Below are 14,445 nucleotides of genomic sequence, written 5' to 3' on the forward strand. Positions count from 1 at the left end.
TTAAAAAGAATATTTTAGTGTTAAACCAACTTTCGGTGCTTCGATAAATAAAGGATCTGGAGTGATTACTGGTTTTACAGATAAGCTATCGTCTGTGTCAAATTGTAATAAGTGTGCATTAACACTGGCTTCAACAATTTGCAAAACATATAAAAGTACACCAGTTAATAATGATAAATCTCTATTTTTTCGTAAAGTTTTCTGTGCACTTTCTAAACCAGCAGTAGAAATAAGAACAGTTCCGTCCTCTCTAGTAAATTCGTCTTTTAATCCTTGTTTACGAAGTTTAAAAGCTGTTCGGTATCGATCATACTGATCGCTATTATCAATGTAAAAATAAGCACTAGCGCCTATTGCTGCCCATACTATTGGGGCTTTCCAATACTTTCCATTATAAATTTGTCCACCTCCAGGAAAAATAGCTGAGTAAAAGGCAGCTTTTGAAGGTGACAAAGGATTGTATTTGTCGCTTGTTAACTGAAGTTGTTTTGCTCTAACGGCAATAGAATCTTTTTGAGCAAAAGTATTTTGAAACAAAAAAAGACTAAAAAAAGCGAATATGATAGTACGTACGTTCAATTACTTTAGTAAGTTTTTAATACGGTTAAAATCTTCTTCTGAATGAAAAGGAATAGAGATTTTACCTTTTCCACGATTGTTCACCGTAACATCAATTTTATGTCCAAAATAGTCGCTAATATCCTTAACACTTTCAGAAATATAATTAGGTAAAGCTTTCTTTTTGGCTGTTTTAGCGACCTTGCCAGCTTTTAAGTTTTTTACAAGTTCTTCAGTTTGACGTACTGATAGTTTATCACGAACAATTTTCTCATAAATGTTTAATTGATCAGAGTTACTATCAATATTAATCAATGCACGACCGTGCCCCATTGAAATAAAACCATCACGCATTCCTGTTTGAATAATAGGATCTAGCTTAAGTAAACGTAAGTAGTTAGTAACTGTAGAACGCTTTTTACCAACACGGGTACTTAGTTCTTCTTGAGTAAGTTGAATTTCATCAATTAAACGTTGATAAGAAAGAGCAACTTCAATCGGATCTAAGTTTTTACGTTGAATATTTTCTACCAACGCCATTTCTAACATTTCCTGATCGTTTGCTAAACGAATGTAAGCAGGAACGGTTTTGTTTCCAATAAGTTTAGAAGCTCTAAAACGACGCTCCCCAGAAACTAATTGAAACTTATCGCTTGATAGTTTACGTACAGTAATAGGCTGAATTACTCCTAATTCTTTAATAGAACTAGCTAATTCGCGCAACGCTTCTTCATCAAAATAAGTCCTAGGTTGGTAAGGGTTTACATCGATTGAGTTGATATCAATTTCAATAATATTTCCAACTAACTTATCTGCATTTTTATCTTCTGCCGAATTTACTTCTGCAGTTTCCTTTAATAATGCTGATAAACCTCTACCTAAAGCTTGTTTTTTTGTTGCTTTTGCCATTTACAGTAATTATGCGTTTTTAGTTAAAATTTCGTTCGCCAAATTTAAGTAATTTACGGCACCTTTACTCGTTGCATCGTATGAAATTATACTTTCGCCATAACTTGGTGCTTCACTTAAACGGATATTTCTATGTACTATTGTTTCAAAAACCATAGAACTGAAGTGTTTGCGTACTTCATCTACCACTTGGTTTGACAAGCGTAAACGAGAATCGAACATAGTTAATAACAAGCCTTCTATTTCTAGCTCTTGATTGTGTATTTTTTGAACACTCTTAATTGTGTTTAATAATTTTCCTAAACCTTCTAAAGCAAAATATTCACATTGAATAGGGATAACAACAGAGTCGGCAGCTACTAGAGAGTTTAAAGTTATTAACCCTAAAGATGGGGCGCAATCAATTAAAATAAAATCGTAATCATCTTTAATATCTTCTAACGCTTTTTTTAACATGTACTCGCGTTGTTGCTTGTCTACCAATTCAATTTCAATAGCAACTAAATCAATATGAGCAGGAATTAAGTCAACGTTTGGAGAGTCAGTTTTTAAAACAGTGTCTTTCGCAGAGATCGTGTGTTCTAAAACCTGATACGTTCCAATTTCTATACTTTCAACGTCTAAACCTAAACCAGAAGTAGCATTTGCTTGGGGGTCAGCATCAATTAACAACACTTTTTTTTCTAAAACACCTAAAGCCGCAGCTAAGTTTACAGATGTAGTAGTTTTACCTACGCCACCTTTTTGATTTGCAATTGCAATAATTCTACCCATTATAATTTATAAAGTTTGAAAGAGGTAAATTTACAATTATTTCTCATTTTTGAAAGAGAAAGATATTAAATAAAATTACAAAAGCCACAGAGTTTTGATTCTGTGGCTTTTGTAATTTTTATATGTGGAAAATTTATTACCCGTTTAACATTACTGGCATAACAAGCATAGTTACTAACTCGCCTTCTTCAGTACCGTCAATTGGAGTTAAAATTCCAGCTCTATTTGGTAAGCTCATTTCAATTAAAACGTCGTTAGAGTTTAAGTTGTTTAACATTTCGCTAAGAAAACGAGAGTTAAACCCAATCTGCATATCGTCACCTTGATAATCACAGTTTAATCGTTCGTCGGCTTTATTAGAATAGTCTAAATCTTCTGCAGAAATATTTAATTCAGTACCCGCCATTTTCAAACGAATTTGATGTGTTGTCTTACTAGAGAAAATAGATACACGACGTACAGAATTTAAGAAAGAAGCTCTGTCAACAGTTAATTTGTTTGGGTTTTCTTTTGGTATAACAGCTTCGTAGTTAGGGTATTTTCCATCAATTAATCGACAGATTAATACTACATTATCAAAAGTAAATTTGGCATTAGTATCATTATATTCAATAGTCACATTGTTTTCTGATCCCCCTAAAATTCCCTTTAATAAGTTTAAAGGTTTTTTAGGCATGATAAATTCGGCTGATTTATCAGCAGTAATATCGGTACGTGTATATTTAACTAATTTATGAGCATCAGTGGCTACAAAAGTTAATTCTTTTGAATTGAACTGAAAAAATACACCACTCATAACAGGACGTAAATCATCATTACCAGCCGCAAAAATAGTTTTAGAAATAGCTGTAGCTAAAATATGAGAAGGGATTTCAGTGCTGCTAGGAGAAGGTAATTCTACAGCTTTAGGGAACTCATCTCCACTAAAGTATGCCATGTCATATTTTCCTTGTTCCGAAATAATCTCAATAGTGTTATCTCCTTCAATCTTAAATGTAAGAGGTTGTTCAGGAAATGTTTTTAAAGTATCTAATAATAAACGAGCATTTATAGCAATCGCTCCAGTATCAGTACTTTCAACTTCAATAACTGATGACATGGTTGTCTCAAGGTCGGAAGCCGATATTTTTAATTCGTTTTCAGATAGTTCAAATAAAAAGTTATCTAAAATTGGTAACGTGTTATTGCTATTTATAACCCCACCTAAAACTTGTAGTTGTTTTAATAATTGTGAGCTAGATACGATAAATTTCATTTAGTAATTTTTCTATTTATTAGACTTACAAATATATCTTAATTTGATGATTTTAAAAATTATTTTTTCAAAGAGTGCAATACTCTTAATTAAATTGATAATTTAATTGTATTGTACCATAAAAATTTCCTTTAGGAACACGCGAACTTTTAAGTTTTTTTGTATGGTAGTTTATGGCATAACCAAAATTAAAACGATTACTTGTAAAACGAATTCCAAACTCCGTTGTAAATTTAAAAGGTTCTACATCAAACGTTACAGGGCTTTTTTTGTTTAAAAAGCTACCTTCAATAGTTGCGTCATAAGCAACATAATGGAGCATTGGTTTTAGGTATAAAAAAACTTCCGTCTTATTTTCGAAATTAGTGTTTTTATTGTTTAAGTTTCCATGAAAAGCAATAGAATTAATAATACTTTCTAGAGGTTTAAAGCCAATACGAGTAAATAAACCAGTTGATAAATCAGTATAAACAGTACCTAACCTAGCAGAGTTTGTCCAGTTAAGGTCAAAAACATTGTCTTTAGTTATTTTTTTAATATAATCGACCTTTAGATTAAGAGCAAAAGCATCTTTTATTTGATAATCCCATCCAGTAGCTTCTTTAAAACCATACATTTTATGTATAATTCCTTGAAGTTCTTCACCAAAAGAATAAGATCCAATAGTTCCTATTTGTAAAGCTGTTTTGAGAATAGATTTATTAGCGTAAAATCGGTTAACCCCAAAACTACCAAATAAGTAGCTAGCAAAAGGACGATCATGTTCTTCAATAGTTTCAACAACAGCCTTATAAGGAGTGTACATATGGTGACCTAATTGGATTTCATATATTTTTTTATTAATATTTTCAGCTTGCTTTTTACTTAAGAAGCGGTATGTTAAAAAGGCTCCGTTTGTATAATATCGATCTTGATAGGTGGAAACATATAAGTCATTATCATTTAAAAAACTTAATTCTTTGCCATATTTACGTTGTGAGAATAGATAGAGAGTAAATAAGATAAATAAAAGTGACATGTTTTTTTTCATAGGTGTAAATATCGTATTATTTTAGCACAACCTTGGTTAAATTATTAACAAGAATAATTAATAAACATATGAAAGAAAAGCAAGTATTAACAATTGAAGATTTTGAAAGTGTTTCTACAAATGAAGAGTTGCTAGCAATTATAAAAAAAAAGGAAATTTCAATAACCAAGGTTCAGGTAAAGTTAAATTACGAAGAGGAACTGAAAAAACTACAGATAGAGTTAGTGAAACTTCAGCAATGGATTGCGCAAAATAAGAAGCGAGTAGCAGTTATCTTTGAAGGAAGAGATGCTGCAGGGAAAGGTGGGAGTATAAGACGTTTTATGGAGCATATGAATCCGCGTTCTACTCGTTTAGTAGCTTTGAATAAACCTACAGATGTAGAAAAGGGACAATGGTATTTTCAGCGTTATATTAAAGAGTTACCAAATCCTGGAGAAATAGTTTTTTTTGATCGTAGTTGGTACAATAGAGCTGTAGTTGAGCCTGTAATGGGATTTTGTACGGACGAGCAGTATAAGAATTTTTTGGTTCAAGTGCCTGAATTTGAACATATGTTATATGAAGATGGAGTTGTTGTGATAAAATTTTGGTTATCAATTTCAAAAGAAGAACAGTTACGTCGATTTAATTCTAGGAATAATAATCCTTTAAAGCGTTGGAAGTTCAGCCCTGTAGATAAAAGAGGACAAGAGTTATGGGATAAGTATAGTCATTATAAAAATGAAATGTTTAGTAAAACGCACACAGCTTATAGTCCTTGGATAGTAGTAAAGACAAATAACAAAAAAGAAGCTAGAGTTGAGTGTATGCGTCATGTATTGTCTCAATTTGATTATAAAGGAAAAGAAGAGGCGCAAACTATTTTAACACCAGATCCAAATATAGTAATGCGTTATTATCGTTCAGTAAAACATTTAGATTAATTATGGGGAAGTTAACTCAAAGAGATGTAAATAAATTAAATACAACAAGAGGTTTAAAGGCTTTACTGTCTAAATCTTTTAATATAGAAAGAGCAATTCGATATGTAGATTACGAACGAAAGTTAAAAAAATTACAAGTAGAGTTAATTCGTTTACAAGCTTGGACAATAAAAAAAAATGAACGAATAATTGTAATTTTTGAAGGAAGAGATGCTGCTGGAAAAGGAGGGGCAATACGTAGAATTACAGAACGTATCAATCCTCGTCATATGCGAATAGTAGCGCTTCCTAAACCAAATGAAGATGAAAAAACACAATGGTATTTTCAAAGGTATGTAGAACAGTTTCCAAAAGCAGGTGAAATAGTTTTTTTTGATCGCAGTTGGTATAATAGAGCAGTAGTAGAACCAGTTAATGGTTTTTGTACACAAGAAGAGTATGAGGTTTTTATGAATCAAGTAAATGATTTTGAACGTATGATTTTAGAGTCAGGTATTCGTTTGGTAAAAATCTACATGTCTATTAATAAAAAAGAACAAGCTAAACGATTCAACGATATAAAAAACAACCCATTAAAACAATGGAAAATGACGCCTGTAGATGAAAAAGCGCAAGAACTTTGGGATAATTATACAGAGTATAAAAAGGCAATGTTCTCAAAAACAAATACAGAAATATCTCCATGGAAAGTTATTCGAGCAAATAGGAAAACTATAGCAAGAATAAGTGTGATTAATCACATTTTAAAAAGTATACCTTATGACAAGAGTATAGAAGTGTAGCTAAGATAATTTTTGATAAATTTCTTCGAAAATAAAAAATAACTCACCAGCAATTTGTTTACTAACTTTTAAGTATGTTTCTTCGGTTAAGTCTGTATTGTCAGATGTTTGAGGGTCGTTATAAGGTAAATGAAAACGTTCAATAGCATCAGGTATATATGGACAGTTTTGGTCGGCATTATCACAAGTAGTTATAGCTACAAAAGGATAACTGTTTTGGGGGTGATCATATAACTTGGAAAAACCTAAAATTGATTTTTTAGTTCCTTTAAAAGAAACTAAGTACCTTGGATTCTGGTGAGAAAAATCAACAACGTTAAAGATAAAGCCAGTTTTTTGTAAACATTTCACTGTGTTTCTATGAAAAGAAGTGGTTTCTGTTCCGCCAGAATAGGTGAACATATTCTTTAAGTTAAAATATTCAATAGCAAAAAAGCTCCACACTTGTGCAAACTGACTTCTACGAGAATTATGAGTACAAATAAAATTTAAATTTATTTTTTCTCTGTCAAGATATTCTTCGTAAATAGTGTCTATTATTTCAACCAATAAATCTTTTCGGTCTTCGGTAAGGGTTAACTCTTTTCTAGCTTCCTCAAAGAAAATTTTTGTATTGATATTCTTAGTGTTTATCATTTATTTGCAGTTATTTTGCATAATTAAATCATTTGCAAAAATACAAGCTAATACCCTTTTGGCTAATTAAATAAAGGTTAAGGATGTGTTTAGAAATAGGAAATAAAGTAGCAGTAATTGATGCTGATATTAAAGGAGTTGTAACAAAAATTAAAAATGAAGAAATTTTTGTTAAAGATGAGGGAGGAATGGAGTATTGTTTTCTTAGGAAAGAGCTAGTAAAAGTTGAGGTAGATCAAAGTGAGTTAAGTAAATATTCGGATATTAACAATCCAATGCTTAAAGCCAAGACTCAAAATAAAGAAAAAAAGAAAAAAACATCTTTTATAAAAGATAAAAGAGAAGTGGTAATGGAAGTAGATTTACATGCTGAAAAGCTGTTAAAATCTACAAGAGGAATGGATAATTTTGATATTTTATCAATACAAATTAATACAGCAAAACATAAGTTAGAGTATTGTATATCTAAAAGAATATCAAAACTAGTTTTAATACATGGAGTAGGAGATGGAGTTTTAAAAACTGAGTTACAGTATTTATTAAATAATTATCCAGTTAAATATTACGACGCTTCTTATCAAAGATATGGGCAAGGAGCAACAGAGGTATATATTTTTCAGAATCAATAATTTTTTGAAAACATAACTATCGTTAAGAAAAACTTATTTTTGCTCTATGAAATCTGTTTATTTAGACAATGCCGCAACAACACCTATGTTGCCCGAAGTTATTGAGGTTATTCAACAATCAATGCAAACCAATTTTGGAAATCCGTCATCCATACATCAGCATGGTAGAAAAGCTAAAGCAGCTGTTGAAACAGCTAGAAAGAGTATAGCGAAACATTTTAATGTGTCTTCAAGTGAAATCATTTTTACAGCAGGAGGGACCGAAGCTGATAACTTAATTTTGTTTAATGCAGTCTTAAACTTAGGAGTAGAGAGAATTATTACTTCCAAGATAGAACACCATGCAGTTTTAAACACTGTACAGTTTTTAGAAGAAAAACATAATCTAGTAGTAGATTATGTTAAGGTAAATGAAGAAGGAGCTGTTTCAATGGAGAGTTTGGGGGATTTACTAAATAAATCAAAGAAAAAAACTTTGGTGAGTTTAATGTATGTGAATAATGAAATAGGTAATTTACTATCAATAGAAGAGGTTGTAGCATTATGTAAAGAGCATGAGGCGTATTTTCATTCAGATACCGTACAAGCTATTGGGCATTATGATATAGACTTACAAAAAACACAAATAGATTTTATCACTGCAAGTGCACATAAGTTCCATGGACCTAAAGGGGTTGGTTTTGCTTATTTTAAAAAAGGGATTGGAATATTACCAATGTTACATGGTGGTGAACAAGAAAAAGGAGCAAGATCTAGTACAGAAAACGTACATTCAATAGTTGGAATGGAAAAAGCGTTGACTATTGCTTTTGAAAATTTACAAAAAGACAAAAAATATATTTTTGGATTAAAGGAATATTTTACAAAAAAAATAAAAGAAGTTATTCCAAATATTAGAGTTAATGGAGAGTCAATAGAAAAGACTAGTTATACAATTGTAAATATACAATTTCCTTTAGAGGATAAAATGCTGTTATTTAATTTAGATTTATCTGGGATAGCTGTTTCTGGAGGTAGTGCATGTCAAAGTGGAAGTAGTAAAGGATCTCATGTGTTACGAGAATTCTTAAGTGAAAAAGAAGAAAAGAAAACATCTATACGATTTTCTTTTAGTAAATTAAATACAATTAAAGAAATTGATTATACGATAAATCAATTAAAGAGATTATTGAAATAGATAGAAAAGATAATATTGTTAATTATGAATTACTTTTTATTTTAGGAAATTATATGAGCAGACTCTTATTATATAATAAATAAGGGGGCTAAAAGCCCCCTGTTTTAAGAAGTTTTTATACTTTTATATAAAGTGATTTTAATATCCGGAAGGTCTTTTCCAACGCACAGGTGGAGCAGGTTCAGGTTTAGGAATAAATTCATTACTTTTTAATAAGCGTAAAGCTTCATCAACAGCTTTTTCTAACTGAGGGTCTTTTCCTTTTAAAATTTTACTTGGCTCTTGGTGTACTTCGATATCAGGAGCTACACCTTCACCTTCAACGGCCCAATTACCATCCAAATCAAAAAATCCACCACGTGGTGCAACCATTCTACCACCATCAATAAAAGCTGGAGTGTCCCAGGTTCCTACTAAACCTCCCCATGTACGAGTTCCAACTAGTGGTCCTAATTTTTTTTCTTTAAACATATAAGGAAGTAAATCTCCTCCAGAACCAGCACGCTCGTTAATAATCATCACTTTTGGTCCCCAAATACCAGCTATAGGTGTTGTCCATGGCTTTCTTTTATTAGCTTTACTATTAAAATACCCAAAAGGTTTTCTCGATAAAATATCAATCATATAATCGGCAGCACTACCACCACCGTTATTTCTTTCGTCTATAATAACTCCTTTTTTATCTTGCTGAGAAAAATAATAGCGATTAAAAGAGGTAAATCCGTTGTTTGAAGTATTCGGAACATACACATACGCTAATTTTCCGTTAGATAATTTATCTACTTTTCTCCTGTTTTCTTCTACCCAGTCTATAGAGCGCAAATTTCTTTCACTGGCAACAGGTTTTACCAAAATAGTTTTTGCTCCATTAACTGTGGGGTTAGAATTTGTCTTAATGTAAATTTCTCTTCCTGCGGTTTGCTCTAATGCTTTATACAGATTGTCTTTTGAAGTTACAGGAACTCCATTAACTTCTAATAAATAATCCCCTTCTTTAACATCAATTCCCGGAAGCCCTAATGGAGCTTTAATATTAGGATTCCAACGTTCTCCTTTGTATATTTTTGAAAACTTGTATAAGCCATTAGATTCTTCAAAATCACAACCAAGTAATCCAACAGGAACGTAGTTGGTTTTAGGAGTGTCACCTCCATAAACGTATGAATGACCAATAGCAACTTCACCGCTCATAATGTCTACAACATAGTTTAAATCAGTTCTGTGCCTTACATGATCAATCCAAGGAGCGTACCATTGATAGATTTTGTCCCAAGGTGCACCGTGTACATTATCAACATATAAAAAATCTCTCATATAGCGCCAACCTTCTTTAAAGATTTGATGAGCTTCAGCTTTTGGGTCGACCTTAATTTTTAAGTTGGTTTTTATAGAGCCTTTACCAGGTTTAACTGGAGATTTACTACTAACAATACTCCAGTTTCCTTTACTTGATAGTAATACAGACTCTCTGTCTTCTGAAACTGTTACTGAACGAGCTCCTTTAGTAAATTCAGTAGCTTTTTCTTTTGAAATGTCATAGTCATGGATAATCACATCAGGTTTGTTTTGAATAGCTTCAGCTATGAAAACATGATTTTTTGGTGCTTTGTATAAAGCTGTATAATTTTTAGTAGGTAATTTTAAGGCAATAGCTCTATTGAAAATACCTTCTTCATCAATCACAACTTTTATTTTATCAGCTTCTTTTGATGTTTTTTTATCGTCTTTTTTTTCTTTTTTGCTCTTTTCTTCTGAATCTTTTTTTTCAGCTTTCTCTTCATCAGTTTTCGGTAGGTTAGGAGCTTTGTCTTTGCTGTTCAAAACAACGGCATATAAGCTACGAGTTACTGAAGGGTCGTAAGAACTCATGTCTAACCACCCAGATGCTAATCCGTAGTTTGTGCTAGCCAAGGTATAAATATATTTCCCTGAAGCATCCCAAACAGGTGAAATAGCATCTGCTAAAGGATCTGTAATTTGAATTGTTTTTTTGGTGCTGATTTGATATGCGTAAATAGATTTAAAATGATTTTCATTTTGTTTAGCATAAGCAATCCAATCACTATCAGGAGACCATTTCGGATTCATGGTTCTATTTGGATGTGCAAAATTATCAGTAGCTACTTTTTCAGCTTTTTTAGTTTCTAAATTTAAAATCCAAATATTAAAATGCGTATCGGTAAATGATACATATTTACCATCAGGAGACCAATCTGGTCTAAAATAAAAAGTAGGATTAGGAATGGTAATATATGATTTGTTGTCTCCATTTTGGTCGGAAATCACCAATTCGTATTCTCCATTTTTATCAGAAAACCAAGCTACTTTATCTCCTTTTGGAGACCAAATAGGATACCTATCAGCTACACCTGAAGAGTTAGTTAAGTTTCTCCAAGTACCATTTTCTTTTGGGACAGTAAAAATTTCACCGCGGTATTCAAAAATAGCTCTTTTTCCTTTAGGGGAAATATTAGGGTTTGTTAAATTTCTTCCTTTTACATCCATCCAACGAGTTCTAGCATAGTTTAAATCACCATGAACTGTTATCGGTATTTGTTTGGTAGTTGAGGTGTTAGGATTTAAAAAGTGGATGTATCCTCCTTGTTCATAAACAATTCCGTTTGAATTAGCATCTAAGCTTTTTACATCAAATCTTTTATGGAATGTAAGTTGTTTTTCTTGTTTGGTTGCCAAGTTATATGACCAAATATTACTAGTATAGTCTCTTTCAGAAATGTAGTAAACATTACCGTTGTACCAAACAGGATCTAAATGCCTTTCTTTGTCTTTTTGAGGAGTTTTAACTAGTTTTTGATTTTGCATATTTAAAATCCAAATAGGCATTGCTTGACCACCACGATAATTTCGCCATTCTGCATCCCAACTCGTAATAGGGGTGTAGGCAAGGTATTTACCATCTTTTGAAAATTCTCCATAAGCAGCTCTTGGAACGTTTACAGCTTTAGGTAATTCTCCTTTAAGTGAAACAGTATAGAATTTAGTAGTTTGGGTTGGTCTGCCTTCTCTAGATGAGCGAAATAAAACTTTGTTATCAGGTGTCCAGCCTTGTACAAAGTCACCACTTGGATGATAGGTTAATCGTTTGGGTTCACCACCAGTAGCAGGAATTACATATACATCAGTATTTCCATCGTACTGTGCAGTAAAGGCAATCATAGTACCATCATTAGAGAAATGTGGGTTTGACTCATAGCCGTCATCACTGGTAAGTCGTATGGCATCTCCACCTTTAATCGGAGCCTTCCAAAGGTCGTTTGCATATACAAAAACGACTTCAGAGTTAGATATTGTAGGTTGTCTTAAAAGGCGTGTTTCTTGGGGAAAGCCAGTGTAGCAGGTAGCTAAAGTGAGTAAGGTCAGTATTTTTTTCATGCTTTGTTGAAATTTAAATCTTAAAACTACTTAATTAGTTGTTAAAGGGAGTGAAAAAAATGTTAAAAACTAAAACCCTACAGCTGTGTCATCTCCTCTGGGATCAGCGCCGCCTTCTAATTTCCCGTTAGGAAGCACCAAAATAGCATCTACTTTTCCGATAACTGGTGAGTTGGTTTCGTCTAACTCGTACCCAAGACTTTGTAAACGTCTTTTTACTTGTTTATCAAAACCTTTTGGTTCCATTTTAATTACATCTGGTAACCATTGATGGTGAAAACGTGGTTGATTCACGGCTTCTTGCATTCCCATATCAAACTCATGTACATTTAAAATAGTTTGCAAAACTGAAGTAATAATTGTTGAACCTCCAGGAGTTCCTACAACCATGTATAGTTGACCATTTTTTTCTACAATAGTAGGGGTCATAGAGCTTAACATGCGTTTTTCAGGTTCTATTTTATTGGCTTCAGCACCTACTAAACCAAACATATTCGGTACACCAGGTTTACTTGAAAAATCATCCATTTCATTGTTTAAGAAAAAACCTAAATCTGAACAATATAGTTTAGAACCGTAAGCTCCATTAATGGTTGTAGTGGCAGAAACAGCATTTCCAAATTGATCAACGATAGAGTAGTGGGTGGTTTCATTGCTTTCAATCATAGTAATACTTCCATGAGATACATCGGACGAAGGGGTGGCTTTTTCAAAAGAAAAATCAAGCATTCGATTTTTTGTGTATTCTTTACTGATGAGTGTCTTAATAGGAATTTCTACAAAATCAGGATCTCCTAAGTAAAAACTTCTATCTGCATAAGCTCTACGTTCTGCTTCAGTAATTATCTGCATAGTTTTTGTTGAATTATGACCGTATTTATCTAAATCAAACGGTTCAATTCCGTTCATTATCTGTGCTAAACAAATTCCCCCACTAGCAGGTGGAGACATTGAAATAATTCGTAAATCGTCGTAGGTAAAAGTGATTGGAGTTCTCCATCTAGCTTCATACTTAGCCAAATCTTCTTCGGTCATAATTCCGCCATTGTTTTGCATAAAATCAACAAGGCGTTTAGCGGTTTCTCCTTTGTAAAACTCATCACGACCATTTTTTGCAATACGTTCTAAAGTTGCTGCTAAAGCAGTATATTTGATAGTGTCTCCCTTTTTCCAAGGCTTGTCAAAAAGAATAGAGTCTTTATTTACTTCTAAAAAATAATGTTGATACTTTTTTATACGGTCTTCTTGTTTTTGAGTAACTACAACTCCTTTTTTAGCTAAAGCTATGATTGGTTTTAAAATCTCTTGAATAGGTAATGAGCCGAATTTTTCATGTGTGGCAAAAACACCAGCCACTGTTCCTGGAATTCCTGCAGCCATAGCTCCTAAAGTACTTTTGTTTTTAATTACATTTCCTAAGCTATCTAAATACATGTCTTTATGAGCAGCAAGTGGAGCTTTTTCGCGATAGTCAAGCGCACCAATTTCTCCCGTATTTTTTCTATATACCATGAATCCACCACCACCAAGATTACCAGCGTAAGGATATGTTACTGCTAAAGCTAATTCTGTGGCTACCATAGCGTCGAAAGCATTTCCTCCTTTTTGTAAGATATCCGAACCAATTTGTGAAGCTTCTTTACGAGCAGAAACTACCATAGCCTTTTCAGTAATTGTACCTAGAACTTTTTCTTTTTTACAGCTATATAATACTGTGAGTGTTAAAAAAAATAAGAATGCTTTTTTCATGTGTTGTTAACTTAGTTCTTTTAGTTTTTGATGAGAGAATGTGCGAAGGTCTTCAAAAAAAGTAGTGAAATCATTTTCGAAAATCTGATAATTCTCTAACAAATCTCCGGTTGCTAAATTCATTTTTGATTTCCCATTAGTGCGTCTATTCATTCCGTTTAGGACTTCCTGAATTCCTTTGGCAAATTGATAATTATATAACCAGTCATACTGTATCATGTAGGGTAGCATTTCTTGTGTTTTTTCAGGAAGAATATCAATATTGTCTTGAAGTAAATTATAGACAGAGTTTACATAGACGTCTAGTGGAATTTGTGAATAATTTTTCCAGTTTTTGGCTAAATAATGATCGTAAAAAATATCGATAATTACTCCGTCATAATGACGATATCTTTCGTGAAGGCGACGTTTACTGATTCTAACAATTTTATGCGCATCTGTGTAGGTGTCAATTTCGCGATGTAACAAAATTCCTTTTTGAATGTCTTCATGATAGTGAGAGAAGTTTCTTCCTTTTACATGGTCGGCAATAAAGTTACCAATCATTACATTAGTGTTGTTGTCAGAAAGATATAAATGCGCTAAAAAATTCATTTTATAAATGTAAACAAAAAACCACAACTGAAA

At 32.5% G+C, this 14,445-nt stretch carries 13 protein-coding genes; 4 read left to right on the plus strand and 9 right to left on the minus strand.

Going from position 1 to position 14,445, the window contains the following annotated elements; translation table 11 throughout:
• From AC3VJB_RS02470 to AC3VJB_RS02490, 5 genes are all read right to left on the minus strand, one after another.
• Nucleotides 1–579 carry a DUF5683 domain-containing protein gene (locus AC3VJB_RS02470; protein WP_159616812.1) on the minus strand — a complete coding sequence of 193 codons (579 nt, stop codon included), beginning with the start codon at nucleotides 577–579 and terminating at the stop codon, nucleotides 1–3.
• Nucleotides 580–1,467, minus strand: a complete 888-nt coding sequence (locus AC3VJB_RS02475; RefSeq protein ID WP_497666710.1) for a ParB/RepB/Spo0J family partition protein — start codon at nucleotides 1,465–1,467, stop codon at nucleotides 580–582. It lies immediately after the preceding gene.
• A gap of 9 nt (nucleotides 1,468–1,476) precedes the next feature.
• A complete protein-coding gene (locus AC3VJB_RS02480) occupies nucleotides 1,477–2,241 on the minus strand; it encodes a ParA family protein (RefSeq protein WP_047789668.1) in 765 nt (254 codons plus the stop codon).
• A 136-nt stretch (nucleotides 2,242–2,377) separates the two neighbouring features.
• Nucleotides 2,378–3,496, minus strand: a complete 1,119-nt coding sequence (gene dnaN / locus AC3VJB_RS02485; protein ID WP_047789669.1) for a DNA polymerase III subunit beta — start codon at nucleotides 3,494–3,496, stop codon at nucleotides 2,378–2,380.
• Between the two features lie 85 nt (nucleotides 3,497–3,581).
• A complete protein-coding gene (locus AC3VJB_RS02490; RefSeq protein ID WP_497666711.1) occupies nucleotides 3,582–4,514 on the minus strand; it encodes a lipid A deacylase LpxR family protein in 933 nt (310 codons plus the stop codon).
• Between the two features lie 80 nt (nucleotides 4,515–4,594).
• Between AC3VJB_RS02490 and ppk2 (AC3VJB_RS02495) the strand changes: the two genes are divergently transcribed.
• Complete coding sequence (gene ppk2 / locus AC3VJB_RS02495) at nucleotides 4,595–5,452, plus strand: polyphosphate kinase 2 (RefSeq protein WP_047789745.1); 858 nt, start codon at nucleotides 4,595–4,597, stop codon at nucleotides 5,450–5,452.
• 2 nt (nucleotides 5,453–5,454) lie between these two features.
• Complete coding sequence (gene ppk2, locus AC3VJB_RS02500) at nucleotides 5,455–6,234, plus strand: polyphosphate kinase 2 (RefSeq protein ID WP_047789671.1); 780 nt, start codon at nucleotides 5,455–5,457, stop codon at nucleotides 6,232–6,234.
• On the opposite strand, the gene AC3VJB_RS02505 is transcribed toward ppk2 (AC3VJB_RS02500), so the two are convergent.
• The gene (locus tag AC3VJB_RS02505) at nucleotides 6,235–6,870 is read right to left on the minus strand and encodes a low molecular weight phosphatase family protein (RefSeq protein ID WP_073183187.1); all 636 of its coding nucleotides are present in this window, start codon (nucleotides 6,868–6,870) and stop codon (nucleotides 6,235–6,237) included. It abuts the gene before it with no gap.
• An 83-nt stretch (nucleotides 6,871–6,953) separates the two neighbouring features.
• Between AC3VJB_RS02505 and AC3VJB_RS02510 the strand changes: the two genes are divergently transcribed.
• Both AC3VJB_RS02510 and AC3VJB_RS02515 read left to right on the plus strand, forming a co-directional pair.
• Nucleotides 6,954–7,499: a DUF8465 domain-containing protein gene (locus AC3VJB_RS02510; RefSeq protein ID WP_047789673.1), complete on the plus strand. Its 546-nt coding sequence runs from the start codon at nucleotides 6,954–6,956 to the stop codon at nucleotides 7,497–7,499.
• 46 nt (nucleotides 7,500–7,545) lie between these two features.
• Complete coding sequence (locus AC3VJB_RS02515) at nucleotides 7,546–8,676, plus strand: cysteine desulfurase family protein (protein ID WP_073183184.1); 1,131 nt, start codon at nucleotides 7,546–7,548, stop codon at nucleotides 8,674–8,676.
• Between the two features lie 138 nt (nucleotides 8,677–8,814).
• On the opposite strand, the gene AC3VJB_RS02520 is transcribed toward AC3VJB_RS02515, so the two are convergent.
• The 3 genes from AC3VJB_RS02520 to AC3VJB_RS02530 all read right to left on the minus strand — a co-directional run bounded on the left by AC3VJB_RS02520 (nucleotide 8,815) and on the right by AC3VJB_RS02530 (nucleotide 14,412).
• The gene (locus tag AC3VJB_RS02520; protein ID WP_437824319.1) at nucleotides 8,815–12,069 is read right to left on the minus strand and encodes a S41 family peptidase; all 3,255 of its coding nucleotides are present in this window, start codon (nucleotides 12,067–12,069) and stop codon (nucleotides 8,815–8,817) included.
• Nucleotides 12,070–12,138: 69 nt separating this feature from the next.
• Nucleotides 12,139–13,818, minus strand: a complete 1,680-nt coding sequence (gene ggt, locus AC3VJB_RS02525; RefSeq protein WP_437824320.1) for a gamma-glutamyltransferase — start codon at nucleotides 13,816–13,818, stop codon at nucleotides 12,139–12,141.
• A 6-nt stretch (nucleotides 13,819–13,824) separates the two neighbouring features.
• A complete protein-coding gene (locus tag AC3VJB_RS02530) occupies nucleotides 13,825–14,412 on the minus strand; it encodes an acyl carrier protein phosphodiesterase (protein WP_437824322.1) in 588 nt (195 codons plus the stop codon).
• Nucleotides 14,413–14,445 lie beyond the last annotated feature (33 nt).

The organism is Tenacibaculum sp. TB-53 (assembly GCF_059716285.2).

Bases quoted from the DNA above. Each gene is read 5' to 3' on its own strand.
- AC3VJB_RS02475 (WP_497666710.1), bottom strand. From the start codon at position 1,467: ATGGCAAAAGCAACAAAAAAACAAGCTTTAGGTAGAGGTTTATCAGCA.
- AC3VJB_RS02480 (WP_047789668.1), bottom strand. From the start codon at position 2,241: ATGGGTAGAATTATTGCAATTGCAAATCAAAAAGGTGGCGTAGGTAAA.
- dnaN (WP_047789669.1), bottom strand. From the start codon at position 3,496: ATGAAATTTATCGTATCTAGCTCACAATTATTAAAACAACTACAAGTT.
- AC3VJB_RS02490 (WP_497666711.1), bottom strand. From the start codon at position 4,514: ATGTCACTTTTATTTATCTTATTTACTCTCTATCTATTCTCACAACGT.
- ppk2 (WP_047789745.1), top strand. From the start codon at position 4,595: ATGAAAGAAAAGCAAGTATTAACAATTGAAGATTTTGAAAGTGTTTCT.
- ppk2 (WP_047789671.1), top strand. From the start codon at position 5,455: ATGGGGAAGTTAACTCAAAGAGATGTAAATAAATTAAATACAACAAGA.
- AC3VJB_RS02505 (WP_073183187.1), bottom strand. From the start codon at position 6,870: ATGATAAACACTAAGAATATCAATACAAAAATTTTCTTTGAGGAAGCT.
- AC3VJB_RS02510 (WP_047789673.1), top strand. From the start codon at position 6,954: ATGTGTTTAGAAATAGGAAATAAAGTAGCAGTAATTGATGCTGATATT.
- AC3VJB_RS02515 (WP_073183184.1), top strand. From the start codon at position 7,546: ATGAAATCTGTTTATTTAGACAATGCCGCAACAACACCTATGTTGCCC.
- AC3VJB_RS02520 (WP_437824319.1), bottom strand. From the start codon at position 12,069: ATGAAAAAAATACTGACCTTACTCACTTTAGCTACCTGCTACACTGGC.
- ggt (WP_437824320.1), bottom strand. From the start codon at position 13,818: ATGAAAAAAGCATTCTTATTTTTTTTAACACTCACAGTATTATATAGC.
- AC3VJB_RS02530 (WP_437824322.1), bottom strand. From the start codon at position 14,412: ATGAATTTTTTAGCGCATTTATATCTTTCTGACAACAACACTAATGTA.